13 protein-coding genes are annotated in these 15,654 nt (G+C 70.5%); 8 read left to right on the forward strand and 5 right to left on the reverse strand.

The window, feature by feature from the left end; translation table 11 throughout:
- Positions 1 to 91 precede the first annotated feature (91 nt).
- Entirely contained in the window at positions 92 to 2,482 is a 2,391-nt protein-coding gene (hrpB, locus tag AB0M80_RS30190) for an ATP-dependent helicase HrpB (protein ID WP_364571713.1), read from the reverse strand.
- Positions 2,479 to 3,309 (reverse strand): glutamate ABC transporter substrate-binding protein, encoded by an 831-nt coding sequence (locus tag AB0M80_RS30195; RefSeq protein WP_364571714.1) that lies wholly within the window; start codon positions 3,307 to 3,309, stop codon positions 2,479 to 2,481. Before AB0M80_RS30195 ends, hrpB begins: the two co-directional genes overlap by 4 nt.
- A gap of 87 nt (positions 3,310 to 3,396) precedes the next feature.
- Here AB0M80_RS30195 and AB0M80_RS30200 point away from each other — a divergent pair, with 87 nt between their 5' ends.
- The 6 genes from AB0M80_RS30200 to AB0M80_RS30225 all read left to right on the forward strand — a co-directional run bounded on the left by AB0M80_RS30200 (position 3,397) and on the right by AB0M80_RS30225 (position 7,181).
- Positions 3,397 to 3,903 carry a MauE/DoxX family redox-associated membrane protein gene (locus tag AB0M80_RS30200; RefSeq protein WP_364572168.1) on the forward strand — a complete coding sequence of 169 codons (507 nt, stop codon included), beginning with the start codon at positions 3,397 to 3,399 and terminating at the stop codon, positions 3,901 to 3,903.
- A gap of 66 nt (positions 3,904 to 3,969) precedes the next feature.
- On the forward strand, positions 3,970 to 4,716 hold the full coding sequence (locus tag AB0M80_RS30205) for a thioredoxin domain-containing protein (RefSeq protein WP_364571716.1): 747 nt from the start codon (positions 3,970 to 3,972) through the stop codon (positions 4,714 to 4,716).
- Positions 4,717 to 4,825: 109 nt separating this feature from the next.
- Entirely contained in the window at positions 4,826 to 5,173 is a 348-nt protein-coding gene (locus AB0M80_RS30210; protein WP_364571718.1) for a hypothetical protein, read from the forward strand.
- Positions 5,170 to 6,297, forward strand: a complete 1,128-nt coding sequence (locus tag AB0M80_RS30215) for a C40 family peptidase (protein WP_364571720.1) — start codon at positions 5,170 to 5,172, stop codon at positions 6,295 to 6,297. Before AB0M80_RS30210 ends, AB0M80_RS30215 begins: the two co-directional genes overlap by 4 nt.
- A 6-nt stretch (positions 6,298 to 6,303) precedes the next feature.
- Complete coding sequence (locus AB0M80_RS30220) at positions 6,304 to 6,693, forward strand: YbaB/EbfC family DNA-binding protein (RefSeq protein WP_364571722.1); 390 nt, start codon at positions 6,304 to 6,306, stop codon at positions 6,691 to 6,693.
- A complete protein-coding gene (locus AB0M80_RS30225; protein ID WP_364571724.1) occupies positions 6,690 to 7,181 on the forward strand; it encodes a YbaB/EbfC family nucleoid-associated protein in 492 nt (163 codons plus the stop codon). Before AB0M80_RS30220 ends, AB0M80_RS30225 begins: the two co-directional genes overlap by 4 nt.
- Before the next feature lie 76 nt (positions 7,182 to 7,257).
- Here the strand turns inward: AB0M80_RS30225 and AB0M80_RS30230 are convergent, their stop codons facing one another.
- Positions 7,258 to 7,749 (reverse strand): DUF664 domain-containing protein, encoded by a 492-nt coding sequence (locus AB0M80_RS30230; RefSeq protein WP_364571726.1) that lies wholly within the window; start codon positions 7,747 to 7,749, stop codon positions 7,258 to 7,260.
- Positions 7,750 to 7,902: 153 nt separating this feature from the next.
- Here AB0M80_RS30230 and AB0M80_RS30235 point away from each other — a divergent pair, with 153 nt between their 5' ends.
- A complete protein-coding gene (locus AB0M80_RS30235; protein ID WP_364571728.1) occupies positions 7,903 to 9,729 on the forward strand; it encodes a glycoside hydrolase family 3 N-terminal domain-containing protein in 1,827 nt (608 codons plus the stop codon).
- A 28-nt stretch (positions 9,730 to 9,757) separates the two neighbouring features.
- Positions 9,758 to 11,026 (forward strand): RICIN domain-containing protein, encoded by a 1,269-nt coding sequence (locus tag AB0M80_RS30240; RefSeq protein WP_364571730.1) that lies wholly within the window; start codon positions 9,758 to 9,760, stop codon positions 11,024 to 11,026.
- A 45-nt stretch (positions 11,027 to 11,071) separates the two neighbouring features.
- Here AB0M80_RS30240 and AB0M80_RS30245 read toward each other — a convergent pair whose 3' ends face one another.
- Together AB0M80_RS30245 and AB0M80_RS30250 are read right to left on the reverse strand one after the other, a co-directional pair.
- Positions 11,072 to 13,555 carry a DNA topoisomerase (ATP-hydrolyzing) gene (locus tag AB0M80_RS30245; RefSeq protein ID WP_364571732.1) on the reverse strand — a complete coding sequence of 828 codons (2,484 nt, stop codon included), beginning with the start codon at positions 13,553 to 13,555 and terminating at the stop codon, positions 11,072 to 11,074.
- Between the two features lie 28 nt (positions 13,556 to 13,583).
- Positions 13,584 to 15,635, reverse strand: coding sequence for a DNA topoisomerase IV subunit B (locus tag AB0M80_RS30250; protein ID WP_364571734.1), 2,052 nt, complete (start codon positions 15,633 to 15,635; stop codon positions 13,584 to 13,586).
- Positions 15,636 to 15,654 lie beyond the last annotated feature (19 nt).

Here is a 15,654-nt window from a genome sequence, read left to right on the forward strand (position 1 = left end):
GGCTGCACTTCTACAATCACCACCGACCCCACTCATCCGTCGGAGGCAAGCCACCCATCACCCGGCTGACCAACCTCCCCGGACATCACATCTAGGCACCCCGGCGGCGGGTGTGCCGGGTCGGGACGGCGGCGGCGGGGTCCTCCGGCCAGGGGTGCTTCGGGTAGCGGCCGCGCAGGTCGGCGCGCACGGCCGGGTAGCCCGACGTCCAGAAGCCCGCGAGGTCGGCGGTGATCGCCGCGGGCCGGCCGGCCGGGGAGAGCAGGTGCAGCACCACCGGAACCCCGGCGAGCACCGGGGTTTCGGTCCAGCCGAAGGTTTCCTGGAGCTTCACGGCCAGGACCGGCCGGTCGCCGGTGTAGTCGACGCGGATGCGCGAGCCCGACGGCACTTCGAGGCGGTCGGGGGCGAGGTCGTCCAGCTTCGCCGCTTCCGGCCAGGGCAGCAGGGCCTTCAACGCCGGGCCCGCGTCGATGTTCGCGAGGTCGGCTTTCCGGCGGGCGTGGCCGAGGTTCAGCCAGCGGTCCACATCGGACAGCAGGGTCGCGTCGTCCACCGCGGGCCACCGCTCGCCGAGGATGCGGTGGAGGAAGGCCATCCGCTCGCGGAGGCGGGTCGCGTCCTGGCTCCACCTCAGGAGGCCGAGCCCCTGTTCGCGGAGGCCGGTCACGAGGGCGTCGTGGACGTCGGCGTTCTTGAGGGGCTTTTCGGACAGGACGATGGCGCCGAGCTTGCGGACCCGCCGGGCGACGACATCACCGTCCCAGGTGATTTCGTCCACTTCGGACACGGCGCCGGCGCGGACGGCGAGGGCTTCGTCGGCGGCCGCGGCCAGGCGGATGGTGCCGTGCACGCGGCCGGGGTCGCGGGTCGCTTCGGCGACGGCGAGCCATTCGGAGTCGAGGCCGCTGCCGGGTGGGAGCTCGGCGGCGGTGCCGCCGGCCATGAGGTAGACGGGAGCCCCGCCGGGACGCCGTTTGGCGAGCCGCTCGGGGTGGGCGAGGGCGACGACCAGTGCGGGGTCGGGCTTTCCTTCACCTCTGACGAGCTTGGTGAGCCGCTGGACTTCGCGCTTCCAGCGCCGCGCGGGCTCGTCCGTAGCCGAGCGCAGGCGGCGCAGCTCCGCGGCCACGTCCGTCAGCGTCGCGCCCGCGTCCAGCAGCGCCACCACCTCCGCCGCGTTGCGTGCGCCCACGGACTCGGTTCCGTCCAGCAGTGCGCGAGCCAGCCGCGGGTGCAGGCCCAGCTCGGCCATCCGCCGTCCGCGCGGGGTCACCGCTCCCGAAGCGTCCGTTGCCCCCAGCGTCACCAGCAGGGCCCGGCCCGCCGCCAGTGCGCCCTCGCCCGGCGGATCCCACCAGGCCAGCCCGCTGCCGTCCGGCGTCGACCAGCACGCCAGCTCCAGCGCCAGCCGGCCCAGCTCGGCCGTGCGGATCTCCGGCTCGGGGTACGCCGGCAGCGTCGCCTGCTCGTGCTCGGCCCAGCAGCGGTACGCCCGCCCGGGCGCCTCACGACCCGCGCGGCCCGACCGCTGCGTCGCCACCGCCGCCGAGACCCGGACCGTGGCCAGGCCCGGCAACCCGCGCCGGTGGTCGACCCGCGGCACGCGCGCCAGCCCCGAGTCCACCACCGCGCGCACGCCCGGCACCGTCAGGCTCGACTCCGCCACCGCCGTCGCCAGCACCACCCGGCGCCCCGAACGCGGCCGCAGCGCGTCGTCCTGGTGCGCCGCCGACAACCGGCCGTGCAGCGGCAGTACGTCTACAGTGTCCGATTCAAACTGTCGTAGCAGTCCCGATGTCCGCGCGATTTCACCCGCGCCGGGAAGGAAAGCGAGTACGTCGCCGTCGCCCGAAGACAGCGCCGTCCGCACCGCCCGGGCGACACAGGCCTCGATGCGCTCACCGCGCGCCGGCGGAACGTACGAGAACGTCACCGGGTAGGTCCGCGCCGAAGCCGTCACCACCGGGGCGTCGCCGAGCAACGAAGCGAGCCGTCCGGCCGCCACCGTCGCCGACGTCGCCAGCAGCCTCAGGTCTTCGCGCAGCCCGGCGCGGACGTCCAGGAGCAACGCGAGCAGCAGGTCCGCGTCCAGGTGCCGCTCGTGGCACTCGTCGAGCAACACCGTCGAGACGCCGGGCAGCTCCGGGTCGCCCTGCACGCGCCGCACCAGCAGCCCCGACGTCACGACTTCGATCCGGGTCCGCGCGGACACCTTCCGGTCGCCGCGCACCGCGTACCCGACGGTCTCGCCGACGGGCTCCCCGAGGATCGCCGCCATCCGGGCCGCGGCGGCCCGCGCCGCCAGCCGCCGCGGCTCGGCGACCACGATCCGGCCGGCACCCGCCGCCGCCAGCGCCAGCGGGACCAGCGTCGTCTTGCCCGTGCCGGGTGGCGCCACGAGCACCGCGGCACCGTGGGCGTCCAGCGCGGCCACGACATCGGGCAGGACGGACCGGACCGGCAGGTCGGGGAGCTTCACTTCGGCGTGACCTCGGGGGGTGGGGGCAGCTGGTGACCGGACGGGCCGATGTTCGCGTTGAGCGAGCGCAGCCATTCGCCGGAGGAGATCATCTTCCGGATCGCGTCGTCGACCGCGGCCACCCCCTGGGTGTCGCCCTTGCGCAGGCCGATGCCGTAGTTCTCCTTCGAGAACGGCTTCCCGACGATCTTCAGCAGCTCCGGATCGCGCGCGACGTAGCCGGCCAGGATGACCGCGTCCGTGGTCACCGCGTCGATCTGCCCGGCGAGCAGGGCGGTCACGCAGTCGGAGTACCGCGGGTACTCGACCAGCTGGACGGCCTGGGCGAACTTGTCCTTCACCTGCTGCGCCGGCGTCGAGCCGGTGACCGAGCACAGCCGCCGCCCGTTGAGCGCCTCCGGCCCGGCGATGTCGGCCGACGTCCGCCGCACCAGCAGGTCCTGGCCCGTGGTGAAGTACGGGCCGGCGAACGACACCTGCTGCTTGCGCTTGTCGGTGATCGAATAGGTCGCCACGACCAGGTCGACCGTGCCGGAGGTGAGGTCCGTTTCCCGCGTCGCCGACGTCGTCTCCCGCCACGTGATGTCCTTCGCGGAGACGCCGAGCTCACTCGCGACGAAAGTGGCGACATCGACGTCGAATCCGACGAAGCGGCCGTCCACGGTGTGCTCCGAAAGCCCCGGCGCGTCGAACCGGATGCCGATGGTCAGGTGATCCGAGGCACTCGCCCGGGTGACGAGCGAGTCGGTGGGCGAGACGGCGCGCGGACCGCACGCCGACGCCGTGACCAGGAGCAAAGCCGAGCCGAGGAGCGTGCGCCACCGCATCCAGCCGCTCCCTCCGCCGCTGTCCTGCCTCACGAAGTTCTCAGGTCCCCCCGTTAGCCTAGGTGCGTGGTGCGACCGTCCCAACCCGTGCTGAACGCCGTCGGCACGCTCGCCCGGCTCGGGCTGGCGGCCGTCTGGCTCGTTTCCGGTGCGCTGAAGCTGGCGGATCCGGGGCAGACGTTGATCGCCGTGCAGGCGTACGACGTGCTGCCGGGCACCCTCGAAAACGTGGTGGCCATCGCGCTGCCGCTCGTCGAACTCGTGCTCGGGCTGTTCCTGCTGGCGGGCCTGGCGACCCGGTGGGCCGCCGGCGCCGCGCTGGGGCTGCTGCTCGTGCTCATCGCCGGCATCGCCCAATCGTGGGCGCGCGGCTTGAGCATCGACTGCGGGTGCTTCGGGGGCGGCGGCCACGTGGCGGCCGGGCAGACGGAGTACCCGCAGGAGATCCTCCGCGACACCGGGTTCGCGCTGCTCGCCGTCTGGCTGCTGGCGCGCCCGCGCACCTGGCTGTCACTCGACGGCTGGCTCGCGCGAGATCGCGGGAACTCCACCGAGCCCGAGCCCGACTACTCGGGTATCGCGGAAGGGAATTGATACACAGTGGGTGGAGCTGAGCGGACCGCTCGGAAGCGTCGTCAGGCGGCGCAGGCCGGTCCGAAGGTGGTCGCGCAGGCCCGTGAGGCGTCCGGCGACCGGCGGAAGTGGATCATCGGGATCGGGGCCGTGGTCGTCGTGGCCGCGCTCGTGATCGGCGGGGTGATCTGGACGATTTCGGACAAGAACAAGACCGAGGGGCAGATCATCGGCCCCGGCGAGACCAGCAGCGCACTGGCGTCGGATGTCACCCAGAAGCGTGACGGCGTCGTCGTCACCGTGGGCAAGACCGGCGCCAAGGCCTCGATCGACGTCTACGCCGACTTCCTCTGCCCGATCTGCGGGCAGTTCGAAAAGCAGTACAAGAGCGGGATCGAGCAGGCGGTCAACGACGGCAAGCTGCAGGTGCGCTACCACATGGTGCCGCTGCTCAACGACCGGTCGAGCCCGCCGGGCTACTCGCTGGACTCGGCGAACGCGGCGCTCGCCGCGGCCGACGCCGGCAAGTTCGTCCCGTTCCACGACGCGCTGTTCGCCAACCAGCCCGAGGAGGGCAAGCGCGGCTACGACAAGGCGCAGCTGATCGAGCTCGGCAAGAACGTCGGGATCACCGACCCGCAGTTCGCCGAGACGGTCAACGCCGGCACCTACGACCAGCAGCTCAACGCCGCGTTCCAGCAGATCGGGAGCGACCCGAAGCTGGAGCAGGACTTCGGCGGCGGCCAGCGCGGGTTCGGCACGCCGACGGTCACCGCGAACGGCTCGATCGTCTCCTGGCAGGACCCGGACTGGCTCAAGAAGGTCACCGGCTGACTCCGGGCAATTCGCCCACCCGGGTGCGGACCGTGGACTAGGCTGAATCCCGCAAAGGGGAACCGGGGGCGCCGCGTGCGCGTCGCACCTCCGGTGACAGGGAGGGCCAGTGGACGGTTCGCATTCGGGGTTTCACGTCGACGACGGCGCGTACACGCGGTACGCGCGCGAAGTCGATCCGCTCGGTGAAGACGTCAAGGGGGCCGCGGAGAGGCACGTCGGCCCGAACGTGACCCTCGGCGGCCACGGCTTCTCGGAGATGGGCGGCGAGTCCGGCTTCTCCGGCGCCTACAGCGGCCGGATGCGCGCGCTGCAGGAGAAGATGCACCGCGTCGGCGGCGGCTGGCGGCAGGTCGGCGAAGCCGCCCGGCAGACCGACCGCAACTACACGGCGGTCGAGGCCGAGCACGGCGACGTCGTCCGGCGGCTCGGCGGCGACCTCGGGCAGGACGCGTGACCGAGCACACCGACCAGCTCGTCCGGCACGGCCTGGACACGACCAACCAGTTCGCGCAGAAGCTGCGCCACGACCCGGCCGCCATCGGTGGCGCGCGGGACGCGCACATCGCCCTGCAGACGTCGGTCGGCACGACCCGCGACCACGCCTCGGCCCAGCGCGTCAACCTCGTTTCCGCCAGCTCGGGTTCGACGACCGACCGCGCCACGGCGACGTCGCAGAGTCTCGAGAAAGAGGTCCAGGACCTCCTCGACGAAAGCGCCGAGATCGAGAAGGCGGTCACCGAAGCCGCCGAGACGCTGCACGTCGGCGAGATCAAGAACGACCAGATCCGCGACCAGATCATCAAAGAGATCTCGGCGTCGATGAAGGCGCTGGAAGCGGTCAAGACCATCCAGCCGCCGGAGAGCCGCGGCGCCGCTTCGCGCGACATCCTGATGAAGCTGCAGACCAAGATCAGCCAGCTCACCGGCCAGGCCGCGACGTTCAGCGAGCAGACGATCAACGACCTCACCGCCATCGGCACCCGGCTCGGTGGCGAAGAGCAGTCGACGTCGGCCAGCAGCGCGTCGGCGACGAAGGTCGGGTCGTCGTTCAACAGCAGCAGCGGCTACTCCGGCGGCTCCGACGGCGGGGGCGGCGGCGGTGGGGGAGGTGGCGGCGGCGGTGGCGGCGGCGCGGTGCACAAGCCGCGGCTGCCGGTCGCGATCCCGCCGCAGCCCGGCACCGGCGTCGCGATCAACCTGCCCGGCGGCAAGCAGGTCATGGCGCCGAACGAAACCGCGGCCAAGGCCGTGCGCAACGCGCTCTCGCAGCTCGGCGTGCCGTACGTCTGGGGCGGCACCGCCCGGGGCGTCGGCCTGGACTGCAGCGGGCTGACCATGACGTCGTACCAGGACGCGGGCATGCAGCTGCCGCGGACGGCGGCGCAGCAGACGGTCGGGGCCGAGGTGCCCTCGATCGACCAGCTGCTGCCCGGCGACCTCGTCGTGTGGTCCGGGCACGTGGCGATGGTGATCGGCGACGGCCAGATGATCGAGGCCGGTGACCCGGTGCAGATCAGCAAGATCCGCACCACGAACGCGGGACAGTCGTTCATCGGCTTCTACCGCCCGACGGGGTGACGTTCCTTGGCTGACTTCGACATCGACCTGGCCGCGGCCCGCGTCGCCGAGCAGGCATCGCGCGCGGGTGCGGAGGCTTCTGCTCGTGTGGCGCGCTCGGGTCCGGTGGTGGGCAAGGCTTCGTCTCCGGACAGCACCATCGAAGTCCAGGTGGCGCCCGGCGGATTGCTGACCGGGCTCACCATCCACCGCTCGGCGCTGCGGCACGGGTCGGCAGTGCTCGCCGACCGGATATTCGAGCTGGCCCAGCGCGCGACCCGGCGCGCGGGTGACCGGATGTACCACGCGCTGGCCCCGGTGGTGGACGCGGCGCAGCTGGAAACCCTGGGCTACGAACCGATCCCGGACGACGACCCGGACGCCGAGACCTACTCGTACGGAGGGGGACCGAGGTGATCACGACCCGCCAGCTGATCGCCCAGGCCCGCGCCCGCGAAGAGGCGATGGCCCGGGTGGAGGAGCTGCTCGCGTCGGCTTCCGGCACGGCCCACGACATCGACGGGCAGGTCGAGGTCACGGTCGACGCCCGCGGCAAGCTCCTGCGGCTGTGGCTGGCCCCGTCGGCGGTGAACCTGGGCGAGCGCCTGGGGCCGCTGGTGGTGGAGATCGCCCAGGCGGCCATGCGCGAAGCGACCCAGGACGGCTACAACAAGGTCGCCCTGCTGCTCGGCGAGGACATGACGGCCATGATCGAGCAGATGACGGGCATCCCGGCGCCGGCCCGCGCGGAGGACGACGACCCGGGCATGACGGTCGAGGAGTTCCAGCGGCAGCGGGCCGAACGCCTCGGTGCGGCTTCGGCGGAACCGGCGCCTTCGAGCGCCGGGGACGAGGACGCCTACTGGGAGTCCTTCGACCCGGCCTCGCTGCGTTCGGATCGCTGAGCAGCCCCCGTTTTCCACGCTACCCGGGGGCACCGGCGGTTTCGCCGTCTCGGCCGGGCTTGTCCACAGCGGTGCGTCAGGCCAGCTGGGCGGTGGAGTTCGCGCCGTCCAGGGATTCCCGGATGATGTCCGCGTGGCCCGCGTGCTGGGCCGTCTCGTGGATCAGGTGCAGGACTATCCGGCGGGCCGACCAGAACTGGGGTTCCGGCGGCGACCACGGTGTCGCCGGCAGCTGGACCTCGACGTCCAGCGAGGGCAGCGAAGCCACGTACGCATCCGTGGCGGCGGCGGCCTCCGAGTAAGCCGCCAGCCAGTGCGACAGCGTCTCGCTCATCGTGTACTGCGTGGTGTCCAGCATGCCCTCCGGGAGGCTGCCGTCGCCGGTGCGGAGGATCTGCAGCCACAGGCGTTCGCCCGTGGCCAGGTGGCGGATCAGGCCGCCCAGGGTCAGTTCGCTGACCGTCGTCCGCTTGGCCGCGTCGGAGTCCGAGATGTCCCGGGCGGGGATCAGCAAGCGCTTCCGGACTTCGGCGAGGAGCTGCAGCAGGTCGTCGTGTTCGCGAGTCATGAGGCGACCGTACGGCGCAATTAGGCCAACTTCTGACCGGAGGCACAATCCCGCTGACTGGCACCCGAGTTCGCTCAGAGGTCTGGACCAACCACCGGCGCCTATGCATTAATTCAAGGCGTGAATTTTGGTCTCTCGACGAGGAGGACCCGCATGCGCCTCGGACGCAGGCTCGGCATCGGCGCGCTGGCGGTGGGGTTGCTGCTGGCGTCGGAAACCCCCGCGCTCGCCGGGAACGGCCCGGCCTACAAGGATTCCCGGCGCCCGGTCAAGATCCGGGTGGCCGACCTGCTGGGCCGGATGACCCTCGACGACAAGCTCGGCCAGATGATGCAGGCCGAACGCCTCGGGGTCAAAAGCCCGGCGGACGTCACCACCGGCAGGCTCGGCTCGCTGCTCTCGGGCGGGAGCTCGCAGCCGATCCCCAACACGCCCGTCACCTGGGCGGACATGTACGACGGCTTCCAGAAGGCCGCGCTCGCCACGCCGCTGGGCATCCCGCTCATCTACGGCGTCGACGCGGTCCACGGCCACAACGGCCTCTACGGCGCCACGGTCTTCCCGCACAACATCGGCCTCGGCGCGACGCGCGATCCGCGGCTGGTCGAGAAGATCGGCCGCGCCACCGCCGAAGAGGTCTCCGGCACCGGCATCGACTGGGACTTCGCCCCCTGCCTGTGCGTCGCCCGCAACGACCGCTGGGGCCGCACCTACGAGTCCTTCGGCGAAGTCCCGCAGCTGGCCACGCAGATGACGTCGATCATCACCGGCCTGCAGGGGCGCAAGCTGAACCAGCCGGGCTCGGTGCTGGCCACCGCCAAGCACTACGTCGGCGACGGCGGCACCACCGGCGGCGTCAACGAGGGCAACACCGAGATCGGCGAACAAGAACTGCGCCAGATCCACCTGCCGCCGTTCAAGGCCGCCGTCCAGCGCGGCGTCGGCTCGGTGATGATCTCCTACAGCAGCTGGAACGGCGTCAAGATGCACGCCGGGTCCTACCTGATCAACGAGGTCCTCAAGAAGGAACTCGGCTTCACCGGGATCGTCGTTTCGGACTACAACGGCGTCGACAAGATCGACGGCAAGAGCGGGTTCACCCCCGAAGAGGTCGAAGCCTCGATCAACGCCGGCATCGACATGGTGATGGTGCCCTACGAGTGGCAGAAGTTCATCGACACGCTGCGCACCCTCGTCCAGGACGGCCGCGTGCCGATGTCCCGGATCGACGACGCCAACCGCCGCATCCTCACCAAGAAGTTCGAGCTCGGCCTGTTCGAGCACCCGCTGACCGACCGGCGGTTCCTGAACACGATCGGCAGCAAGCCGCACCGCGACCTCGCGCGCCAGGCCGTGCGGGAATCCCAGGTGCTGCTGAAGAACGAGGGCCACGTCCTCCCGCTTTCCCGGCGGGGCAAGATCTTCGTGGCCGGCAAGAGCGCCGACGACCTCGGCAACCAGTCCGGCGGCTGGACCGTCGGCTGGCAGGGCACGAGCGGGCCGGTCATCCCCGGCACGACCATCCTGCAGGGCATGCGGCAGAAGTCGTCGACGGTGACCTACGCCAAGGACGGCACGGGGATCGACTCCAGCTACGACGTCGCCGTCGCGGTCGTGGGGGAGACGCCGTACGCCGAAGGCAAGGGCGACCGTCCCCAAGGGATGGGGCTGGACGCCACCGACCTCGCCACGCTGCAGAAGCTGAAGGACTCCGGCGTGCCGACGGTGGTCGTGCTGGTGTCCGGGCGCCCGCTCGACATCGCGGCGCAGCTGCCGGACTGGGCCGGGCTCGTCGAGTCGTGGCTGCCGGGCAGCGAAGGGCAGGGGGTGGCCGACGTCCTCTTCGGCGACTACAACCCGACCGGCAAGCTGCCGGTGACCTGGATGCGCAGCGCCGACCAGCAGCCGATCAACGCCGGCGACGGTAAGCCCGCGCTGTTCCCGTTCGGCTTCGGCCTGCACTACTCGCGCCACTGGTGATCCCCGTCCCCCACCGGAAGGAACACGCATGCCTCGCCGTCCCTTGATCAGGATATTGGCCTTCCTCGCGGCCTGCCTCGGGCTCAGCTTCGCGAGCCCCGCCGTGGAAGCCGCGACACCGTTCAAGGTCCTGGCCTTCTACAGCGGCAGCTACGACGCCGCGCACATCAGCTTCGAGAAGGAAGCGAACGTCTGGTTCCCGCAGCAGGCGGCGGCCAACGGCTTCACCTACACCGCCACGACCGACTGGAACCGGCTCACCACCCTCACCCCGGACCAGTACCAGGTGGTGCTGTTCCTCGACGACCAGCCGCAGTCGCAGGCGCAGTTCCAGGGCTTCCAGCGGTACATGCAGGCCGGCGGCGGGTTCTTCGGCTTCCACGTCACCGCCTACAACGACAGCTCCACGCCGTCGTACGCCAACTGGTTCCACAACGACTTCCTCGGCACCGGCCGGTTCACGTCGAACACGTGGGGCCCGACCCCGGAGACGCTGCGGATCGAGAACCGCACGCACGCCTCGACGGTGCACCTGCCGGCGACGATCCGGTCGTCGACGTCGGAGTGGTACGCCTGGCAGAACGACCTGCGCCAGAACAGCAATATCACCGTCCTGGCGTCGATGGATCAGTCCACCTTCCCGATCGGCACCGACCCGAACCAGACCTGGTACAGCGGCTACTACCCGATCGCGTGGACGAACAAGAACTTCAAGATGCTCTACGCCAACTTCGGCCACAACGCGATGAACTACGACACGAACACCGCGCTGTCGTCGACGTTCGAAAGCGCCGACCAGAACCGGTTCGTGCTCGACGGCCTGAAGTGGCTCGGTGGTGGCTCGACCACGCCGACCGATCCCGGCACGATCGACCCGTCGGCCTGGTACGCCGTGACGAACAAGGCGTCCGGCAAGTGCGTCGACGCGCGCGGTGCGAGCAGCGCCAACGGCACCGTGATCCAGCAGTACACCTGCAACGGCACCACGGCTCAGCAGTACCGGTTCGCCCCGACCAGCGGTGGCTACGACCGGATCGACAGCCGGACGAACCCCGCCCAGGTCATCGACGTCACGAACGTGGCGACGACGGACAACGCCGGGCTGCAGCTGTGGTCCTACAGCGGCGGCGGCAACCAGCAGTGGCAGCCGGTGTCCGAGGGCGGCGGCTACTACCACTTCGTCGCCCGGCACAGCGGCAAGTGCTTGACCGTGCCGGGATCGTCCACCGCGGACAGTGTCCAGCTGGTCCAGGCGGCCTGCAGCGGCAGCGCCGCTCAGTCGTTCAAGGTCGGCTAGCCGGGTGGGCAGGCCACCTCGGGACTCCCGAGGTGGCCTGCACGCTCAGTCGCGTTCGATGAGGTGGCCCACCACGTCCGGGCCGGGGTGGGCGTGGCCCGAACCGTCGCGGCGGACGTCCACCTCCGGGAGTTCCACCGGGTCGCCGTTGCGGGCCGAACCCGCTGGGCGGGGGCCGATCCAAGCCACTCGCAGAGCCGTCTCGCCCTTGAGGAACCGGTGGGCGCGGACGCCGCCCGTGGCCCGGCCCTTGGCCGGGTACTCGCTGAACGGGGTCACCTTCACGCTCTGACCCGTCGAGGTGATCACCATCGGCTCGCCGTGTTCGTCGTCGTCCGTGCGGACCGCGCCGAAGAACACCACCGCACCCGAACCCACGTTGATGCCCGCCATGCCGCCGCCCTTGAGGCCCTGGGGGCGGACCAGCGAGGCCGGGTACTTCAGCAGGGACGCCTCCGACGACACGAACGCCAGTGTCTCCGAGCCGTCCGTCAGCCACGTCGCGCCGACGACTTCGTCGCCGTCCTTAAGGCTGATCACCTCGAACTCGTCCGAACGGACCGGCCACTCCGGCGAACAGATCTTCACGACGCCGGCCCGGGTGCCGAGCGCCAGGCCCGGGGAGGCCGCCGCCTGCTCGCCCAGCGGCGCGATGCCGACGACCGTTTCGCCCTTCTCCAAGGGCACCAGCTCGCGGGCCGCCATACCGCCGCGCAGCGACACCGTGCCGGCCTGCTCGGGCAGCACCGGCAGCGGCAGCACGTCCGTCTTGAACGCCCGGCCGCGGCTGGTCACCAGCAGCACCTGCCCCCGCGCGGTCGTGTGGACCAGCGCCGCCACCGCGTCGTGCTTCACGCGGCCGTTGCGGCGACGCGTCTCTGTCGCCTCTTCGGACTCGGCCGCGGTGCGGGCCACCAGCCCGGTCGCCGACAGGATCACCTGGCACGGGTCGTCCGCGACCTCCAGGGGCCCGGACGGCTTCGAGGCGGCCAGTACCTCCTTCAGGTCGCCGTCGATCAGCGCGGTGCGGCGCTCGGTCGGGAAGTCCTTCGCGATCTTCGCCAGCTCCGACGAGACCAGCTTCTTCAGCACCGACTCGTCGTCGAGGATCTTGGACAGCTCCGCGATCTCCTCGCGCAGCCGCTCCTGCTCCGACTCCAGCTCGAGCCGGTCGTACTTGGTCAGCCGGCGCAGCGGCGTGTCCAGGATGTACGTCGCCTGGATCTCCGACAGCTTGAAGCGCGTCATCAGGCCGTCCTTCGCGGCCTGCGCGTTCTCGCTCTCGCGGATGAGCTTGATCACCTTGTCGATGTTCAGCAGCGCGATCAGCAGGCCGTCGACCAGGTGCAGGCGCTCTTCGCGCTTGCGCCGCCGGTACTTCGTCCGCCGCGTGACGACGTCGTAGCGGTGCCGGAGGAAGACCTCCAGGAGCTCCTTCAGACCCAGGGTCTGCGGCTGGCCGTCGACGAGCACCAGGTTGTTGATGCCGAAGGACTGCTCCAGCGGCGTGAGCCGGTAGAGGTCGGCCAGCAACGCCTGCGGGTTGACACCGACCTTGCACTCGATGACCAGCCGCGTGCCGTTCTCGCGGTCGGTGAGGTCCTTGACGTCGGCGATGCCGGTGAGCCGCTTGGACTTGTTGACCTCGTCGGTGATCTTCTCGATCACCTTCTCCGGCCCGACGCCGTAGGGCAGCTCGGTGACGGTGATCGCCTGCCGCCCGCGGCTGCCCTCCAGGGGCCCGGTCTCGACGCTCGCGCGCATCCGGACCACGCCGCGGCCGGTCTCGTAGGCGCGGCGCACCTCGTCCAGGCCCAGCAGCTTGCCGCCGGTCGGCAGGTCGGGGCCGGGCACGAACTCCATCAGCTTGTCGAGCGTCGCCGACGGGTGGGTGATCAGCCACCGCGCCGCGGCGACGACCTCGCCGAGGTTGTGCGGGATCATGTTGGTCGCCATCCCGACCGCGATCCCGGACGTGCCGTTGACCAGCAGGTTCGGGAACGCCGCCGGCAGCACGGTCGGCTCTTCGAGCGAACCGTCGTAGTTCGGCCGGAAGTCGACGGTGTCCTCGCCGAGCTCGCCGACCAGCTGCATGGCTTCGGGCGACATCCGCGCTTCGGTGTAACGCGAGGCGGCCGGTCCGTCGTCCGGGCTACCGAAGTTTCCGTGGCCGTCGATCAACGGCACGTTCAGCGAGAAGTCCTGCGCCAGCCGCACCATCGCGTCGTAGATCGCGACGTCACCGTGCGGGTGGTACTTGCCCATCACGTCGCCGACCACGCGCGACGACTTCACGTACGCGTGCGTCGGGCGGTAGCCGTTCTCGTTCATCGAGTACAGGATCCGGCGGTGCACCGGCTTCAGCCCGTCCCGCGCGTCCGGCAGGGCGCGTGAGTGGATGACCGAGTACGCGTATTCCAGGTACGAGTCTTCGATTTCGGTCTTCAGCGGGTTCTCGAAGACCTGCGCCCCGGCGGTGTCGAACGCGCTCGGATCGACCTTGGTGGTGGTGCCCTTGCGGCGTGCCACGGCAGAACTCCTTGGTAGCTGAGAAAGTTTAGGCGTCGATGGCTTCGCGGTCGACCCGGTCGGACGAGGCGACCAGCCAGTTCCGCCGGGGCTCGACCTTCTCGCCCATCAGCAGTTCCAGCGCCCCCTCGGCGGCCTCGGCGTCGTCCATGGTGATGCGGCGCACCGAGCGCGTGGCCGGGTTCATCGTGGTCTCCCACAGCTCGTCGGCGTCCATCTCGCCGAGCCCCTTGAACCGCGGCACCGGGGTGACGATGCTCTTGCCCGCCTTCTCCAGCTCGGCGAACTTCTGCTCCATCTCCCGCTGCGTGAAGGTGAAGTGCGTCTCCGGGTTGCGGCCCTTCGTGACGAGCTTGTGCAGCGGCGGCATCGCCGCGTACAGCCGGCCGTCCTCGATCACCGGGCGCATGTACTTCGCGAACAGCGTGATCAGCAGCGTGCGGATGTGCGAGCCGTCGACGTCGGCGTCGGCCATCAGGATCACCCGGCCGTAGCGCATGGTCGTCAGGTCGAACGTGCGCCCGGTGCCCGCGCCGAGCACCTGGACGATCGACGCGATTTCGGCGTTCTTCAGCGTGTCGCCGAGCGACGCCTTCTGGACGTTGAGGATCTTGCCGCGCAGCGGGAGCAGCGCCTGGTACTCCGACACGCGCGCCATCCGCGCCGACCCCAGCGCGCTGTCCCCCTCGACCAGGAACAGCTCGCTGCGGGCGACGCCGGTGGTGCGGCAGTCGACCAGCTTCGGCGGCATCGCCGCGCCTTCCAGCGCGGTCTTGCGCCGGGCGGCGTCCTTCTGCTGCTTCTGGGTGAGCCGGACGCGGGAGGCGTCGACCACCTTCTGCAGCACGACCTTGGCCTCGGACTTCGTCTTGCGGTCCTCGGTCCACGCCTTGACGTGCTTGTCGACGATGCCCTGCAGCACGCGGGTGATCCCGGCGGTGGACAGCTCGTCCTTGGTCTGCGAGGTGAACTGCGGCTCCGGCAGCCGGACGTGCACGACGGCGGTCATGCCCTCCAGGACGTCCTCGGTCGTCGGCATGTCCTCCTTGGGCTTGAGCAGCCCGCGGGTCTTGGAGATCGCCTCCTGCATCGCCTTCGTCAGCGCGCGGTCGAAGCCGCGGCGGTGCGTGCCGCCGTGGACGTTGCGGATCGTGTTGGTGAAGCACTCGACGGTGCGCTCGTAGCCGGTGCCCCAGCGCAGCGCCACCTCGATCTCGGCGCGGCGCTCCACATTGGACTGCATGACGCCCGCCGCGTCCGCCGCGTTCTCCTTGTACGTGCCTTCGCCGGTGATCAGCAGCGTGCCGCAGACCGGCTTCTCGCCCGACGGGGCGAGGAAGTCGACCATGTCGACCAGGCCGTGCGGGAAGGAGAAGGTCTCCTCGTTGATCGTGTCCTCGATCGCCGTGCGCAGCACGTACGTGACGCCGGGGACGAGGAACGCGGTGTTGCGCAGCTTCGCCCGCACGCCTTCGACGTCGAGCGCCGCGCCGGCCTCGAAGTAGCGCGCGTCGTACCAGTAGCGGATCGACGTGCCGCTGCGTTCGCCGCGCTTCATCTTGCCGACGAGGTTCAGCCCGGACCGGCGGGTGAACTTGGCCTTCGGGCCCGGTCCGTCGAACGTGCCGGGGACGCCGTGCTTGAACGACATCTGGTGGACCTTGCCGTCCTGCTTCACCGTGACGTCGAAGCGGTGCGACAGCGCGTTGACCGCCGAAGCGCCGACGCCGTGCAGGCCGCCGGAGGTCTTGTAACCGGAGCCGCCGAACTTGCCGCCGGCGTGCAGGCGCGTCAGCACCAGCTCGACGCCGGACAAACCGGACTTGGCGTGGGTGCCGGTCGGGATGCCCCGGCCGTCGTCGTCCACCTGGACGCTGCTGTCGGCGTGCAGCGTGACGACGATCTTCGTCGCGTAGCCGGCGACACCCTCGTCCGTCGAGTTGTCCACCACCTCGGCGAAGAGGTGGTTGATGCCCCGGCTGTCGGTGGAGCCGATGTACATCCCGGGTCGTTTGCGGACGGCTTCGAGACCCTCGAGATGCGTCAGGTCGTCGGCCCCGTACAAGGTCTCGGCAGTCACAGGGTCGTTCTCCCGGATC

The sequence above is a fragment of the Amycolatopsis sp. NPDC051045 genome (assembly GCF_040682955.1).
Lineage (GTDB): Bacteria > Actinomycetota > Actinomycetes > Mycobacteriales > Pseudonocardiaceae > Amycolatopsis.

Bases quoted from the DNA above. Each gene is read 5' to 3' on its own strand.
- AB0M80_RS30230 (WP_364571726.1), bottom strand. From the start codon at position 7,749: ATGACTCGCGAACACGACGACCTGCTGCAGCTCCTCGCCGAAGTCCGG.
- AB0M80_RS30195 (WP_364571714.1), bottom strand. From the start codon at position 3,309: ATGCGGTGGCGCACGCTCCTCGGCTCGGCTTTGCTCCTGGTCACGGCG.
- AB0M80_RS30235 (WP_364571728.1), top strand. From the start codon at position 7,903: ATGCGCCTCGGACGCAGGCTCGGCATCGGCGCGCTGGCGGTGGGGTTG.
- AB0M80_RS30240 (WP_364571730.1), top strand. From the start codon at position 9,758: ATGCCTCGCCGTCCCTTGATCAGGATATTGGCCTTCCTCGCGGCCTGC.